The 15963-nt window shown below is 34.9% G+C and carries 14 protein-coding genes and 3 tRNA genes; 16 read left to right on the forward strand and 1 reads right to left on the reverse strand.

Translation table 11 applies throughout. From position 1 onward, the window contains the following. The first annotated feature begins 35 nt into the window (after positions 1-35). The 9 genes from dnaQ (at position 36) to ABXT49_RS05860 (ending at position 5849) form a co-directional block, all read left to right on the forward strand. Entirely contained in the window at positions 36-728 is a 693-nt protein-coding gene (gene dnaQ, locus ABXT49_RS05820; RefSeq protein WP_416651152.1) for a DNA polymerase III subunit epsilon, read from the forward strand. Between the two features lie 87 nt (positions 729-815). Next, positions 816-892, forward strand: a tRNA-Pro gene (locus ABXT49_RS05825). Between the two features lie 80 nt (positions 893-972). Next, positions 973-1464: a hypothetical protein gene (locus ABXT49_RS05830; RefSeq protein WP_416651154.1), complete on the forward strand. Its 492-nt coding sequence runs from the start codon at positions 973-975 to the stop codon at positions 1462-1464. Positions 1465-1718: 254 nt separating this feature from the next. Next, a tRNA-Arg gene (locus ABXT49_RS05835) sits at positions 1719-1795 on the forward strand. 14 nt (positions 1796-1809) lie between these two features. Next, a tRNA-His gene (locus ABXT49_RS05840) sits at positions 1810-1885 on the forward strand. A gap of 99 nt (positions 1886-1984) precedes the next feature. Next, positions 1985-3475 (forward strand): FG-GAP repeat domain-containing protein, encoded by a 1491-nt coding sequence (locus ABXT49_RS05845; protein ID WP_416651156.1) that lies wholly within the window; start codon positions 1985-1987, stop codon positions 3473-3475. Positions 3476-3793: 318 nt separating this feature from the next. Continuing rightward, complete coding sequence (locus ABXT49_RS05850) at positions 3794-4738, forward strand: DMT family transporter (RefSeq protein ID WP_416651158.1); 945 nt, start codon at positions 3794-3796, stop codon at positions 4736-4738. A 104-nt stretch (positions 4739-4842) separates the two neighbouring features. After that, positions 4843-5229 (forward strand): tetratricopeptide repeat protein, encoded by a 387-nt coding sequence (locus tag ABXT49_RS05855; protein WP_416651160.1) that lies wholly within the window; start codon positions 4843-4845, stop codon positions 5227-5229. A gap of 236 nt (positions 5230-5465) precedes the next feature. After that, positions 5466-5849, forward strand: a complete 384-nt coding sequence (locus ABXT49_RS05860; RefSeq protein WP_416651162.1) for a DUF2628 domain-containing protein — start codon at positions 5466-5468, stop codon at positions 5847-5849. A 97-nt stretch (positions 5850-5946) separates the two neighbouring features. On the opposite strand, the gene ABXT49_RS05865 is transcribed toward ABXT49_RS05860, so the two are convergent. After that, a complete protein-coding gene (locus ABXT49_RS05865) occupies positions 5947-6093 on the reverse strand; it encodes a hypothetical protein (protein ID WP_416651164.1) in 147 nt (48 codons plus the stop codon). Between the two features lie 157 nt (positions 6094-6250). Between ABXT49_RS05865 and htpX the strand changes: the two genes are divergently transcribed. From htpX to purL, 7 genes are all read left to right on the forward strand, one after another. Next, positions 6251-7144 carry a protease HtpX gene (gene htpX, locus ABXT49_RS05870; RefSeq protein WP_416653540.1) on the forward strand — a complete coding sequence of 298 codons (894 nt, stop codon included), beginning with the start codon at positions 6251-6253 and terminating at the stop codon, positions 7142-7144. A gap of 10 nt (positions 7145-7154) precedes the next feature. Continuing rightward, the gene (gene map, locus ABXT49_RS05875; RefSeq protein WP_416651166.1) at positions 7155-7931 is read left to right on the forward strand and encodes a type I methionyl aminopeptidase; all 777 of its coding nucleotides are present in this window, start codon (positions 7155-7157) and stop codon (positions 7929-7931) included. A gap of 88 nt (positions 7932-8019) precedes the next feature. Beyond that, positions 8020-8637, forward strand: coding sequence for a DUF502 domain-containing protein (locus tag ABXT49_RS05880; protein ID WP_416651168.1), 618 nt, complete (start codon positions 8020-8022; stop codon positions 8635-8637). After that, positions 8634-10388 (forward strand): aspartate--tRNA ligase, encoded by a 1755-nt coding sequence (aspS, locus tag ABXT49_RS05885; RefSeq protein ID WP_416651170.1) that lies wholly within the window; start codon positions 8634-8636, stop codon positions 10386-10388. The genes ABXT49_RS05880 and aspS overlap by 4 nt, the downstream gene beginning before the upstream one ends. A 2-nt stretch (positions 10389-10390) precedes the next feature. Then, the gene (nadA, locus tag ABXT49_RS05890) at positions 10391-11359 is read left to right on the forward strand and encodes a quinolinate synthase NadA (RefSeq protein ID WP_416651172.1); all 969 of its coding nucleotides are present in this window, start codon (positions 10391-10393) and stop codon (positions 11357-11359) included. Positions 11360-11382: 23 nt separating this feature from the next. Then, positions 11383-12123: a YebC/PmpR family DNA-binding transcriptional regulator gene (locus ABXT49_RS05895; RefSeq protein WP_271540958.1), complete on the forward strand. Its 741-nt coding sequence runs from the start codon at positions 11383-11385 to the stop codon at positions 12121-12123. Beyond that, on the forward strand, positions 12120-15959 hold the full coding sequence (purL, locus tag ABXT49_RS05900) for a phosphoribosylformylglycinamidine synthase (RefSeq protein ID WP_416651174.1): 3840 nt from the start codon (positions 12120-12122) through the stop codon (positions 15957-15959). The genes ABXT49_RS05895 and purL overlap by 4 nt, the downstream gene beginning before the upstream one ends. Positions 15960-15963 lie beyond the last annotated feature (4 nt).

Consider the following 15963-nt stretch of genomic DNA (forward strand, 5'->3'; position numbering starts at 1 on the left):
ATAAAATAAAGTAATTTTACTTTAATATGCCTAACATGGAAAGACTTATTGCACTTGATACTGAGACAACTGGAATTCTTCCAAAAGAAGGTCATCGAATAATCGAAGTTGGAGCCGTCGAAATATTAAATAGAGAAATAACAGGGACAGAATTTCATAAATACATTCAACCCAACAGAACTGTTGGTGATTCTGTTAATATTCATGGAATTTCAGATAAGTCTTTAATAAATAAGCCACAATTTGAACAAATTTCTGATGATTTTTTAACTTTTATTGAAGGAGCAACTTTAGTCATTCACAACGCGCCTTTTGATTTAGGTTTTATTAATAACGAACTTCAAATAATGGGTGTTGATAAAAAAATTGAAAATTTATGTCCAATTATTGATACATTAGAAATATCTAAAAAGAAACGCCCTGGAAGAATGCATGGTATGGACGCTTTGAGTAGGCACTTCAATATTAATACTGAAGCTCGGTTTACAGTTAACGAACTAAAAAATAAAATTAAACATCATGGTGCACTTTCAGACGCTCAAATTCTTGCTGAGATTTATCTTGCAATGACTGGAGGGCAATCAATATTATTTCAAGAAAGTTCAAATACTGAATCTCAGATAAGTGACCCAATACTAGTCAAAAAAAATATTGCCAATAAAGGCAATATCAAAGTAATATATGCAAATAATAAAGAAATTGATCTCCATAATAACTTCTTTAAATAGCTAATAAATAGTAATAATAAAATAGATTAGTTACGGTATAAATTAGGCATTGACTAAGACCTCTATCACAGTATAATTACACACCTTCGGAGTGTGGCGCAGTCTGGTAGCGTATCTGGTTTGGGACCAGGTGGTCAGAGGTTCGAATCCTCTCACTCCGACCAACAAATGTCCATTCAAAAGCAATCACATTTATAATATTAATTTATATATTTTTAAATAATATTATATATATCGTCCTAACATGAAAAAAATTCTATTAATTTTCGTATTATTACTTCCTAACATAGCTCTTTCTAACATTATCGTTAAATGTGAAAATATTCAAGGATATTCTTACTATCCTTTTTCAGGACTTGTGCCTAAGTCAGAGAATGGTTGGGACTCAAATGGCTTTACTGGTGGCTTTTATAGGCTAACTCAAGATTATAAAGGGAGCCTCGATGTGGTATTCCTAGATGACGAAGGACAGCCTATTTCAACAAGTGAAAATATCCAATCTAGCTTTACTTTTGTATTCAATGATGGGAAGGTTGCTGCCTTTTCTGTAGACCAGAACCAAGTATCTATTATTGTATTGTATATGGGCAGTATTGTTGAGAAATTTACTTTCTTAAAAGATACATCAAGAAAAGAAGAGTTAATGGTTGATAAAGCCAAGATAATTCCCAAAATTTTAGATTACAGAAGTTCGTGTAGTGAAATAAATAAACTTAGACTTCTCAAACTATATTAATTGATAGGAATTGCAGAATGAAAATCTTTATTCATTTCATTACTTGATTTCCATTAACCACTTATAAAAAAAAGCTAAAAATACTTTTAAACTATCTATAATAACCAGCTTAATTTATGTGGTTTTATATAATCTACTGAAATAGTACTTTTGCAAAACCTGAAATTAAGAGAAGCGTAAGGAACTCTAAAGCCTTACACTTTGACCAAAATTTATAATGAAAGTGCAGCCTAAGCTTTAAAAGTAAAGTTATCGCGCCCATAGCTCAGCTGGATAGAGCAACGGCCTTCTAAGCCGTAGGTCATACGTTCGAATCGTATTGGGCGCACCACTTAGAAAATTATGGCGGGAATAGCTCAGTTGGTAGAGCCCCGGATTGTGATTCCGGTTGTCGCGGGTTCGAGCCCCGTTTCTCGCCCCACTTTCTATTAGGGTTTCAGCTTAATACTCATCTATAAAAAAGTTAAAAAGTTCTTTTGTGTGCCCTTTTGGGTTCATCCTATTAAGGTATAGTAGTTTTATGAAGAGACTATTCTTACTTTTAATTCTATCCTTCTTTTCAGCCCAAAGTTTGGCAGGCTCTTGTCCTGATGGCAGTGAACCAATAAAGAGTGTTTCTGCGGATGGTACTTATTTTGTATACAACTGTGAAAATGTTAATGAACAATCATCTTCATCTGCTACAAATTCAAAAGCACTAGCTGGTATTGATATTGTGAATGACCCCAATATTGACTTTTTCAAACCACCACAAAAGCCATATCCAACGGGTAAATTATATTGGTTTGGAAGGATGTGGCAGATGATAGACTTTAATAAGGATGGTTTCAGTGATGTACTTTATATAGGCACTATGAATCCAAATAATGTTAATTTAATTGGAGAGGATACTGGTGGAGCTTGTGGTGGTGGAGCTTGTAAAGGAAATAAACCATTACCATCATTATTTTTGGGTGATGCAAAAGGCAAACTTACTTATGCACCTCATTTACTAATTGATAAACGTGAAGATAGTGGGATGTCACTAGGAAGACAGCTTCTTGTTGCTGATTATAATAATGATAGTATTCTTGATTTTTATATCGCTGATACTGCAGTTGGAACCCATAATGGTTTTAGGGATAGCTATTTTTTAAGCCAATCCAATGGTACTTGGCTAGAATCATCAAAAACACACTTAAGTCATTCTAATTTTGAAGTATTTGACCACGGCGCCGCAACGGGTGATATTGATAATGATGGCGATATGGATGTTGTTATCACTGAAACTAACTGGAAAACAGGAACAGCTTTATGGTGTTTAATAAATGATGGAACAGGTTACCTAAATAAACGTAAGTGCGGAGGTATTTTTTCTTTTGCCCTAGAGCTTGCTGATATCGATGATGATGGTGATTTAGACGTATTACTGGGAGCACATGAATTTGAGAAGAATATAGACTTCACTGGTATTGTTTGGAATGATGGTAGGGGTAATTTTAACAAGCACAACAATACCCGCTTACCTCAACATAAAAAGAAATGGGGCTCAGTGCCTGAAGTTTCAGCGGCTGATCTGGATAATGATGGTGACCTAGATATTGTATACAGCAGAGCTGGTGTTTTATATGTAGGCACAGCAATACAAGTCATAGAAAACTTAGGTAACAAGAAGTTTAAAGACCACGGAATATTTCCTTTAGTTGAGGCGCCAGATGACTTCATACCAACCCACGAAGGAAATGAATGGAATGATTTTATTGAGGATATTCGATTTAGAGACCTAGATAAAGATGGAGATATCGATTTATATTTATCGAGCTCTATGTCACTTAAGACTGACGGTATGGTTTTACTAAATCAAGGTGATTTTGCTTTTGAGTTATTACTCCCTAACGTTGCTAAAAAGTATGCAACAATTGACTACAAAGCTCCTACACCTGTCAGTGAAGAGGAAAAGGCAGAAGAGCAGGCAATATTAGACGAAATCACGGCGTTTGAAGCAGAACTGGCAGCGGAGCTTAGTGAATAATTAGCCGAGTTCAATAGGCCCCCATGTCTTAAATTTCGTGTAATTCATATCTAATTCAGTTTCCTCGTATAGCTAGTTTAAAAACACTACAAATAAACTTAGCTTATTTTTTTAAGATAGTTATAATCATTAATATCTTAAGATAGCGTCGAAAGGTTTTTTTACCTCATTATTTAAGGTTTAAATCTTCAATAAAAAATGAATAAGAAAATTTAAACATTTATAAGACTTCTATATCTGTTCCAGTTAATCTAGATTGTATAGCTTTTTCTTCACATATTGAACTTGATCAAAATACTTGAATTTAATAAACCTAAATTGTTAAAAAGAATATTTTATAACCTCTGGATAATTCAATATTTTAGGGAGCAAGCACCCCAAACTAGAGCGACAATTTTAAATGTATTGTCTATAGTTTTATTTTCAGTCATGGTTATTTTTATTAGAAAAGCTGAAGAAAACTTACACATTCTCGAAGTTGTTTTTTTTCGGAATCTACTAGCCTTAATTGTTATGATACCAATATTAAAATCTACTGGCCTAGCTGCAATAAAAATGAATAATACTAAGTTGTTTTTTATGAGAGGTTTTTTTGGCGCTATTGGAATGCTTGCAGGCTTTACCTGCTTAACTTTGATACCACTTGCACAAGCTACTGCAATTAGCTTCTCAAAGCCAATATTTATTACAATTGGAGCCACTATTTTTTTAGGTGAAATCATTAAGGCACGAAGAATTGCCGCAATTATCTTAGGCATTATTGGAATGCTCATAATTGTTCAACCAGGCGTTAATAGTTTTTCATTTGGAGTAATGCTTGCAATTATTGCAGCTTTAGCCCATTCACTTAATGCTTTGATCGTCAAAAAACTTACCTTCACTGATTCGTCTCAGTCGATTATTACTTGGATGGTAATAATACTTATTCCAATTACTTTTATTCCTGCATTAACAGTTTGGGAGTGGCCAGGTTTTGAAACTTGGTTGTACCTATGGGGAATTGCAATTGTAGGTACTCTTGCACACTTTTTATGGACTAAATCATGCTCTATGGCTGAGATTACAAGCTTACAACCTATAGAATTTATAAAACTACCAATTATGGCTTTACTTGGATGGATTATCTTTTCTGAAATTCCTGGCACTTGGACTTGGATTGGAGGCTTAATAATATTTATGTCAACAATATATATAAGCCATCGAGAAGCAGCAGCCACAAACTCACTTAAACTAAATAACCAAGATCGAGACCCAAAGCTATAAATACAATTTTTAAACAGTATTGAAAGTGATAAAGAATTACAACATATTCATAATTAATAGCGTTATGGATAGTATTTAGATGAAGAATAAATTAAAATGAAGTTATGAAAAAATTACTCATAATTTTATTGCTTTCCTCTAGTTTTATTAGCTCAATTAATGCAGATTATAAAGTGGGCTATGATTCACTAACAAAAGGGGATTATAAAACAGCTTATGAAGAGTTTTTAGATTTAGCAATAAGGGGTGATAATAAAGCTCAATATAGGCTTGCTCAATTATATCGAGATGGAATTCCACCCTCAGAAAATTCTTCTTGGGAGCTAAAAAAAGATGTTGAAAAATTCATTTTTTGGCATACTAAAGCCTCTGAACAAGGTACCATTGAATCATCCTTTGTACTAGGATCTTTTTATATGAAGCAAGGTGATATCAAAAACTCTTTAATGTGGTACAAAAAAACTAGTCAACTTTTTTTTAAAGATAAGTAATATTAAATTAAATGTGATTTATTACGTTATTTACTTTATTAAATACTTAAAGTAAATAAGCCACTTAAATGATAATATTATTATATTCTAGACTCTTTAAGATTCATTTTTTAAGACAATAAATAAAGACTAAAAACCAAAACTCAAATTTACCTTTTTAACAACATTGCTTTTGAAGCATAAAATTGTTAATCTTCTTGGTATACTATTTTAAAATTTAGTAATAATATTTAGAAATGAATTCTTACCAAGTATATAAACATAAAACAAAGGAAATTAAAGCTGTTAAATCTGGCTTTGCTTGGTTAGCAATTCCACTTAACCTAGTCTGGTTTATATCTAGAGGGTTATGGAAGGTATTTTTTTCATATATCCTAATAATCTTATTTTTAGCTGGAGTAGATTATGAAATTTATGGTGAATTAGGTTTTTTAAATTTTTCAACTGCTTCAGACCTTCACTGGCTATGGCTATTAATTCAAATTATTATTCTAACTTTACCAGGCTTTAAGGGTAATGAGTGGACGGCAAAAAACTTACGGGAAAATGGATATGAATTTGCTTATTCAGTTCGTGCTAACAATAAAACCACAGCAATTAAATTACCTGAAAATTACTAAGTTATTTTGAGTCACATAAAAAACCCACAAAATACAAAAAACTTTTGCAGGAAATTTTAATTTAGTAAAAAATTATTCTGGAACTAAATTTAAAAAACTAATCCCAAAAAGTTATCGCATCCCAAACAGAGCTTACAACATTTGTCGATACATCCACCGCAGCAGCTGGAACAGCCATAATAGTATCCATACAACCACTAATTAGCATTGCAATAATAGCAATAAATAAAAATTTTAACTTCATTTTCGAACTCCTAAATTAATTTAATTTTATTATAAAGTACTTTAAATTAATTGTTCAATGTAATTGTAGATTTTTATTTTAACAAGTTTTATAAACTACAATAAAACTAATCAAATCTTTCTATAATAAGAGTCTTAAATAATTAACTAAGGAATTAATAATGCAAAGAATATTTCTCTTTCTGTTAACGAATATTGCCATCATGGTAATCTTAAGTGTTACTCTCAGAATTCTAGGCGTAGAAAGCCTTCTAGCTCAAAATGGAAGTGATCTTAATTTAAATGCTTTAGTTATTTTTTCTGGAATTTTTGGATTTGGAGGTGCTTTTATTTCATTGGCAATTTCCAAGTGGATGGCCAAAAGAATGACTGGTGCAAAAGTTATTGAAAATCCTTCTAATAATGTTGAAAAGTGGCTTATAGAAACTGTAAAAAAACAATCTAAAATTGTCGGCATTAAGATGCCAGAAGTTGCCATCTTCCCTTCTCCTCAAATGAATGCATTTGCAACGGGTGCAAGTAAAAATAAAGCCCTAGTTGCAGTATCTCAAGGACTACTAGACAGTATGAGTCAAGGCGAAATTGAGGCTGTTGTTGGTCATGAAATGAGTCATGTTGCTAACGGCGATATGGTTACCCTTACTCTAATCCAAGGGGTAGTCAATACGTTTGTTATTTTCTTTTCAAGGGTTATTGGTCATGTTGTAGACAGAGTTATTCTAAAAAACCAACGCGGCCACGGTATCGGTTATTTTGTTACTACAATTTTTGCGCAAATAGTACTCTCTATTTTAGCGAGTGTAATTGTTATGTATTTTTCTAGAAAAAGAGAGTATGTTGCTGATACAGGAGGTGCTGATCTTGCGGGTCATCAAAATATGATAAATGCCTTGAGGCGTCTTGGTCAAAAAGAACCTGAAGCACTTCCTGAGCAGCTTGCTGCTTTTGGTATTGGTGAAAAACCTAAAACTGGATGGCGCGAGCTTTGGTCTTCTCACCCGCCTATAGAAGATAGAATAAAAGCGTTAGAAAAAAGAGCTAATACATCTTAATAAGGTTTAAATGTCGATATCTATAAAAAGCCCTGAACAAATTAATAAAATGCGCATTGCTGGGAAGCTTGCGTCTAGTGTATTAGAGATGATTGGTGATCATGTAAAGGCTGGCGTAACTACTGAAGAGCTTGATCAAATTTGTCATAACTTCATAGTCAATGACCTAGACTGTATCCCAGCCCCACTTAACTATAATGGCTTTCCTAAATCTATTTGTACTTCTGTTAATAGTGTTGTTTGCCACGGAATACCGGGCAATAAGAAGCTAAAAAAAGGCGACATAATTAATATAGATGTTACAGTCATTAGGGATGGATTTCATGGTGACACATCTAAAATGTTTATTGTTGGCAAGCCTAGCATAAAAGCAAGAAAAATTTGCCAAGTAGCTCAAGATTGCATGATGCTTGGAATTGAACAAGTTAAGCCTGGAATTCATTTAGGCGAAATTGGAAGGGTTATTGGGGCCTATGCACTCAGCAAGAACTGCTCTGTTGTTAAGGATTACTGCGGCCATGGTATTGGTGAGGTATTTCATGAGCTTCCTCAGGTTATTCACTATAATGATGGGAAAATTGATCGAAGTCCTATATTGGAACCTGGGATGACCTTTACTATTGAACCTATGATTAATCTGGGAGGTTATGAGGTTATTACATCAAGACTTGATGGCTGGACAGTGACAACCAAAGATCACTCTCTCTCCGCCCAATGGGAGCATACAATATTAGTTACTGAAAATGGGCATGAGATTTTAACGCTTCGAGAAGAAGAAAAAAATTAATAACTTAACTAGATTAAGACTTCTAGGCACAAACTGCTAATTAAGCTTGTGTTAAAATATCCTTTTTTTAGACTTACTTATTGGGCCTGTGAAGCGCTTAACAAACTATCTAATATCCGGACTTTTATTTTGGATACCGCTAGCATTAACTGTTTTAGTTATCAAATTCTTTTTAGAAGTTGTTAACAATCTCGTACCTGCAAGATTCTTACCAGAAGCTCTACTTAACTTAAATACCTCTATTCCTGGCTCAGGCTTCGTTTTTGTTGTCCTAATTCTCCTTATAACTGGAGCCTTGCTCACAAATATTTTAGGGCGGAAACTTTTAGACTTATGGGAAAGGGCTCTTAACAAAATTCCAGGCTTTAGGAATATTTATAATGCGCTTAAAAAAATATCTTCAACAGTACTAAACACATCAAGTGAAAGCTTTAGAAAGGCTTTTTTAATCCAATATCCCAGTAAGGGTATTTGGGTAGTTGCATTTCAATCTGGAGATTATAAAGGAGAGATTGAGGAGATTATTGGAGAAGATGTAATTAATCTATTTGTGCCCACAACCCCTAATCCAACTTCAGGATTTTTTGTAATAATCCCAAAAAAAGACGTAATAGAATTAAAAATGTCTGTTGAAGAGGCTTTTAAACTAGTTATATCTGCTGGTGTAGTAACCCCAGAAACTTTAAAAATTAAGGAAAATAAATGAGATCAAATTTCTGCGGTGAACTAAATAAAACTAATCTTAATGAAGAGGTTATTCTCTGCGGCTGGGTCAATAGAAGGCGTGATCATGGTGGTGTTATTTTTTTAGACTTAAGAGATAAGAAGGGGCTTGCACAAATAGTAATCAATCCTGAAACTGCAGATACATTTAGGTTAGCCGAAACAATTCGCAATGAATTTGTTATTAAAGTTACTGGTAAGGTTCTTGCAAGAGTTAGTGAAATGATCAATAAAAAGATTCCAACTGGTGAAATTGAGGTGCTTGCAGATAAAATTGAAATTTTAAATGCATCTAAGCCTATTCCATTTCAGCTCGACTCGATGGAAACCTCTGAAGAAGTTAGACTTAAATATCGCTATCTGGATCTTCGAAGAGATGAAATGCAGCAAAGGTTGAGGCTAAGATCTAAGGTCACACATTTCATGCGCGACTTTATGGATAAGAATGATTTCTTAGACATTGAAACTCCTTTTTTAACAAAAGCAACTCCAGAAGGTGCTAGGGATTATCTTGTACCATCAAGAACTCATGAAGGTAGTTTTTTTGCATTACCTCAATCCCCTCAGCTCTTTAAACAGCTTCTAATGATGTCAGGCTTTGAAAGGTACTATCAAATAGTTAAATGCTTCAGAGATGAAGACTTAAGAGCTGACCGTCAGCCAGAATTTACGCAGCTGGATGTTGAAACTTCTTTTATGAATGAAAAGGAAATAACATCACTAATGGAAGAAATGGTAAGAGGCCTATTTAAAGAAGTAGGGAGTATTGATTTGCCTAAAAAATTTCCAACTATTACTTATGACGATGCTATTAGTCTTTATGGTGTTGATAGACCTGACTTAAGGATCCCTCTAAAATTAGTTGATGTTAATGAAATCATGAAAGATGTTGAATTTAAAGTTTTTTCTGGTCCAGCTAATAGTAATAAAGGAAGGGTAGCAGCCCTCAAAGTTCCAGGAGGGGCAACAATTAGTCGTAAGCAAATTGACGACTATACAAAATTTGTCAGCATTTATGGTGCAAAAGGATTAGCTTACATAAAAATAAATGATGATGGACCTTCCTCGCCAATTATTAAATTTCTTGGTGCTGATGTAACTCAACAAGTTATTGATTTAACAGAGGCAAAGAAAGGTGACATTATTTTCTTTGGGGCAGATAAATCCAAAACTGTAAATGAAGCCCTTGGAAGCCTTAGAGAAAAGCTTGCAAAAGATTTAAATCTTTTTGATAAAGAGTGGGCTCCAATCTGGGTGATTGACTTTCCAATGTTTGATGTATCAGATGATGGGTCACTCAATGCAATTCATCATCCATTTACAGCTCCTAGTGTTGACACTAAAACACTTTTAGAGAGTCCTGAGAAGTCACTTTCACGTGCATATGATTTAGTAATTAACGGCTCTGAAGTAGGCGGTGGCTCAATTCGAATTCATAAGAGTGCGATGCAAAAAACTGTCTTAAAACTTCTTGGAATAGAAGATGAAGAAGCAAAAGAAAAGTTTGGATTTCTACTCGATGCCCTAGATTATGGCTGCCCTCCTCATGGCGGAATTGCTTTTGGTCTAGACAGATTAGTTATGACTCTTAGTAAGACAGACTCTATAAGAGACGTGATAGCTTTTCCTAAAACTCAAACTGCTGCATGTCTTTTAACTGATGCCCCATCAAGTGTTTCTAAATCTCAACTTAAAGAATTAAATATTAAAGTTAGCCTTCCAGCTAAGTCTTAAAAATGCAAGATATAGTAATTGATCGACCGATAGAAAATTTAATTAAGGAAGCCTTAAAGCAAAATAATGCAACACTTGTTGCTCATTATTATGTCAGCTCAGACTTACAAATATTAGCTGAAGAATCGGGCGGCATAGTTTCAGACTCTCTAGAAATGGCTAGATTTGGACAAAATAGTGATGCAGAGACAATTATCGTAGCTGGCGTTAAATTTATGGGCGAAACTGCGAAGATATTATCTCCCGAAAAAAGAGTGCTTGTTCTAGACGATCAAGCCACATGTTCTCTTGACTTATCCTGTCCAATTAATGAATTTTCAGAATTTTGTGACCAGAACCCTAATCATGTTGTTGTTGTTTATGCAAACACTTCAGCTGAAGTTAAAGCACGAGCTGACTGGGTTGTCACTTCTGGAAGTGCACTTAAAGTCGTTGAGAAACTTCACAGCGAAGGAAAAAAAGTTCTTTGGGCTCCAGACAAACACCTAGGACATTATGTGCAGTCCAAAACTGGAATTGAAATGCTCATGTGGGATGGGGCATGTATTGTTCATGAAGAGTTTAAAGCTGAAGGCCTCAAAAGGTTAATGCAGCTCCATCCAGAGGCTGGAGTTCTGGTTCATCCTGAATCGCCAAAAGATGTTATCGCGCTTGCAGATGTTGTTGGTTCTACAACTCAACTAATTAATGCTGCAGCCTCAAGGCCTGAAAATATGTTTATCGTTGCTACTGATAATGGTATTTTTCATAAAATGAAGGAAATAGCACCAAATAAAAAATTTATTGAAGCCCCAACTATGGGAGAAGGAGCAGACTGCGAATCGTGTGCTCATTGCAATTGGATGGCAATGAATACACTTGAAAAGTGCCTTGATACTCTAAGTACAGGTAAGAATGAAATTAGAATTAGTACTCAAATCATAGAAAAAGCACAACACTCAATTCATCGCTTACTAGAATTTACTAAGTAATTTTTTGGAGAAATTAAACAGATATGGCAGGACATAGTAAATGGCACAACATTCAGCACAGGAAAGGAGCGCAGGATGCTAAGCGCGGAAAAGTGTTCACTAAGCTCATTAAAGAGATCGTTATTGCGGCAAAAAAAGGTGGTGGTGTTCTAGAAAACAATCCTTCTCTGCGCGCTATTATTGATAAGTCTCTAGCAGCAAATATGAAGCGTGACACGATAGAAAATGCGGTAAAGAGAGGCTCTGGTGATTTAGAGGGTGATAATTATGAAGAAATACGTTATGAGGGCTATGGATTAGGAGGAACCGCCATCATGGTCGATTGCCTCACTGATAATAAAAATCGCACTGTCTCAGATGTTAGGCATGCTTTTTCAAAGCATGGAGGTAATTTAGGAACAGATGGGTCAGTCGCATACATGTTTACAAAACAAGGTTTTATAAGCTTTGCCTCAGGAGATGAGGATGAAATCATGGAGGTTGCTTTAGAATCTGGCGCTGAAGATATTATTGTCAATGATGATGGCTCTATTGACGTAGTAACTAGTCCAGATAGTTTTTTTCCTGTTAAAGATGCACTCATTGCGAGTAACTTAACTCCTGATCACTCCCAAATTACTATGGAACCAGCAAGCCGTATTGAGCTTAATATGGAGGATGCTGAGAAATTTATTAAACTCATAGACTGGCTTGAAGACCTTGATGACACCCAGGAGGTCTATCATAACGCTGAAATTTCAGACGAATTAATGTCTGAACTATGATTTCATTTCATTCGGGAATTCAAGCACTTCGAAATTTTAAAGTCAGGGATCTCAATGAAAAAATAAATTCCGCTTTTCCACATATAAAACTATTATCTTCGGAATATATTCATTTTATTGAAACAGGCTCTAAGCTTAGCAATAAAAGTCAATTAATTCTTGATAAACTATTAAATTATTCTGCTCAGTTAGACGCTTCGAACTCACTTCAAAAAATTATAATAATTCCTCGGATTGGAACCATATCACCATGGTCTTCAAAGGCAACTGATATTTGTCAGCTTTGTAGTCTTAATGAAATCAAAAGAATTGAACGAGGAATTATTTATCATTTTAGCCAAAAAATTAAATCTGAAGAATTAGAGGATATTCTTAACTTTGTAATGGATAGGATGACTGAATCTCATCTTAAAAATATTGATGATTCAAGCTTATTATTTGACGAATTAAAGCCAAATTCATACAAAAGTATAGACATCCTTAAAGATGGAAAATCTGCAATCATTAGTGCAAATGTTGAATTAGGCCTTGCCCTTAGCGATGGTGAAATGAATTATTTGTACGATAACTTTTATAAACTAAGAAGAAATCCCAGAGACATTGAGTTAATGATGTTTGCTCAAGCTAATTCAGAGCATTGTAGACATAAAATTTTTAATGCAGACTGGACCATCGATTCAGAAAAACAAGCAATCTCACTATTTGACATGATTAAGAATACTTATCATAAAAGTCCAAAAGGACTTCTATCAGTCTATAGTGATAATTCAGCTGTTATGAGTGGCTATAAATCAAGTTTTTTTGAGCCCAACCATGAAGGTGTTTATACAACATCAATTGCAGAAAAAGCGGTGTTAATTAAAGTAGAAACTCACAACCACCCTACGGCAATTGCTCCTGAACCTGGAGCTGCAACCGGATCGGGAGGAGAAATTAGGGATGAAGGTGCAACGGGGAGAGGATCAAAACCAAAAGTAGGTCTTAGTGGATTTTCAGTTTCAAACTTAAAAATACCAAATTCAATCAACCCCTGGGAAAAAGATTACGGTAAGCCAAGTCAAATTGCATCTGCTCTTGAAATTATGATTGATGGGCCTCTTGGCGCTGCTTCATTTAATAATGAATTTGGCAGGCCAAATACTTGTGGATATTTTAGGACATATGAGCAAAAAACTGAAAATAATGAAATTAGAGGCTATCACAAACCAATTATGCTCGCTGGTGGTCTTGGAAATATAAGAGAAGATCATGTTGAAAAAGGCTCAATTTCTGATGGAGATGTTCTCATAGTTCTTGGTGGTCCTGCTATGTTAATTGGATTAGGTGGTGGTGCTGCATCAAGTGTGGGTAGTGGGGATCAGAGCCAAGAACTTGACTTTGCATCAGTTCAAAGAGCAAACCCTGAGATGCAAAGACGCGCCCAAGAAGTTATTAATTCTTGCATTCATTTAGGTAACAAAAATCCAATTATTTCAATCCATGACATTGGTGCGGGTGGACTTTCAAATGGCATCCCTGAGCTAGTCAATGACTCTCAAAAAGGTGCTAATCTTCAACTAAGATCAATACCAAATGACGAAACAAAAATGTCTCCACTTGAGATTTGGTGCAATGAGTCTCAAGAAAGATATGTTCTTGCGATTAAAGAAGAGAGTATCGATTTATTTCGTCAAATATGTATCAAAGAAAGAGCGCCTTTTGCTGTCTTAGGAAATGCAACCGATAATCAGCATTTAACTCTTGAAGACTCTTATTTTAAGAATAAACCAATTGACCTTGAAATGTCTTTACTCTTTGGATCAACTCCAAAAACTCTTAAAGATGTCTCATCAGTTCCAAATAATGAGAAGGAATTTAATAACAACACAATAAAGCTTAATGAGGCTATTAATCGCCTTTTAAAACTTCCTACAGTTGCAAGCAAAAATTTCCTAATAACTATTGCTGATCGCTCAGTTACTGGTCTCATTGCCAGAGATCAAATGATTGGACCATGGCAAGTGCCTGTAGCAGATTGTGCTATTTCATTAGCAGACTATTCTGGACACCAAGGTGAAGCCATGTCAATTGGTGAAAAAACGCCTTTGTCCCTTATTAATGCAGCGGCAGCAGCAAGAATGAGTATTGGAGAAGCATTGACTAACCTACTCAGCGCCTATATTGAAGACATTAGTCATATCAATCTCTCAGCTAACTGGATGTGTGCAAGTGGATTTCCAGGAGAAGATGCAAAGCTTTATGAGGCTGTTAAAGCTATTGGTATCGAGCTTTGTCCCAAATTAGGATTAACAATACCTGTTGGCAAAGATTCAATGTCAATGAAAAGCGCATGGAATGAAAATGGAGATGAAAAATCAGTTACAGCGCCCCTATCCTTGATAATTAGTGCATTCTCAAAAATACCTGATGCAAGACTACAAATAACACCCTTGCTTGATACCAAAGTTGATTCAGAGCTTTTTTTAATTGACCTAGGACTAGGAAAAAATAGAATGGGTGGATCTTGTTTAGCGCAAGTTTTTAACCAAGTTGGAAAAACTTCTCCAGACCTTGATGATCCAATTTTATTTGCCAAGTTCTTTTCATTAATAAATAAGTTCAATAAAGAAAAGTTAATTAGCGCTTATCATGATCGCTCTGATGGGGGTGTTATTACAACTTTATTCGAAATGGCATTTGCATCTCATTGTGGTATGGAGATCATTGGCACTAATAGTATAAATGAACTCTTTAATGAAGAGTTGGGCTGTATTATTCAAATCCCAATTATCAATAAATCTATGGTTCTCAAAGAGCTTGAAGACATTGGGCTTAAAAAATTCACGAGGCCTATTGCTAAATTAAATAATACTGATGAAATTTTAATCTACCAAGAAAAGAAACTAGTATTTCGCGAAAAGAGAATGAATCTTCACAAAGAGTGGTCATCAACCTCTTTTGAAATTTCTAAGCTTCGAGATAACCCAATATGCTCAGAGTCAGAAAACAAGGAACTACTAGATACTTCTGATGGTTTAAAAGTTAAAATAACTTATAATATTAATGAATCGATAAGTGCGCCTTATTTAAGCTCTGGAATAAAGCCAAAAATCGCTATTTTAAGGGAGCAAGGTATCAATGGCCATGTTGAAATGGCTGCTGCTTTTTCACAAGCTGGCTTTGATGCTTATGATGTCCATATGAGTGAAATTCTTTCTGGAAACAAATCATTGAAACAATTCCAAGGTTTAGCAGCATGTGGCGGTTTTTCATATGGTGATGTTTTAGGTGCAGGTAGAGGCTGGGCAAACTCTATCCTTCTAAATAGTAAGGTAAAAGATGAATTTTCAGAATATTTTTCCAGAACTGATAGCTTTACTCTTGGTGTTTGTAATGGTTGCCAAATGGTTTCTAATTTAAAAGAAATTATTCCTGGCTCACAGAATTGGCCTTCATTTGAAAAAAACACCTCGGAGCAATTTGAAGCTCGCCTTACAAGCGTTAAAATTGAACAAACTAACTCCATACTTTTTAATGGAATGGAGGGCTCTATTATGCCAATAGCAATTGCCCATGGAGAAGGAAGGGCAAAATTTACCTCTCAGCAAAGTAAGAATAATATTGCTATGCAATACGTCGATTACTCAGGCAAAAAAACCCAAACCTATCCACACAACCCAAATGGATCAGAAGATGGTATTGCAAGTATGTGTGATGACTCAGGAAGAATAACAATTATGATGCCCCACCCTGAAAGAGTTTTTAGAACGATTCAAAACTCATGGCACCCTGATGATTGGCAAGAAAGGTCGCCATGGATGAGGATGTTTGAAAATGCCAGAAAGTGGGTTGATTGATAGA

Origin of the sequence: Candidatus Pseudothioglobus sp. Uisw_086 (genome assembly GCF_048085745.1) — a bacterium.
GTDB lineage: Bacteria > Pseudomonadota > Gammaproteobacteria > PS1 > Pseudothioglobaceae > Pseudothioglobus.

Bases quoted from the DNA above. Each gene is read 5' to 3' on its own strand.
- ABXT49_RS05855 (WP_416651160.1), top strand. From the start codon at position 4,843: ATGAAAAAATTACTCATAATTTTATTGCTTTCCTCTAGTTTTATTAGC.
- ABXT49_RS05845 (WP_416651156.1), top strand. From the start codon at position 1,985: ATGAAGAGACTATTCTTACTTTTAATTCTATCCTTCTTTTCAGCCCAA.
- purL (WP_416651174.1), top strand. From the start codon at position 12,120: ATGATTTCATTTCATTCGGGAATTCAAGCACTTCGAAATTTTAAAGTC.
- aspS (WP_416651170.1), top strand. From the start codon at position 8,634: ATGAGATCAAATTTCTGCGGTGAACTAAATAAAACTAATCTTAATGAA.
- ABXT49_RS05860 (WP_416651162.1), top strand. From the start codon at position 5,466: ATGAATTCTTACCAAGTATATAAACATAAAACAAAGGAAATTAAAGCT.
- ABXT49_RS05830 (WP_416651154.1), top strand. From the start codon at position 973: ATGAAAAAAATTCTATTAATTTTCGTATTATTACTTCCTAACATAGCT.
- dnaQ (WP_416651152.1), top strand. From the start codon at position 36: ATGGAAAGACTTATTGCACTTGATACTGAGACAACTGGAATTCTTCCA.
- ABXT49_RS05895 (WP_271540958.1), top strand. From the start codon at position 11,383: ATGGCAGGACATAGTAAATGGCACAACATTCAGCACAGGAAAGGAGCG.
- nadA (WP_416651172.1), top strand. From the start codon at position 10,391: ATGCAAGATATAGTAATTGATCGACCGATAGAAAATTTAATTAAGGAA.
- ABXT49_RS05865 (WP_416651164.1), bottom strand. From the start codon at position 6,093: ATGAAGTTAAAATTTTTATTTATTGCTATTATTGCAATGCTAATTAGT.
- map (WP_416651166.1), top strand. From the start codon at position 7,155: ATGTCGATATCTATAAAAAGCCCTGAACAAATTAATAAAATGCGCATT.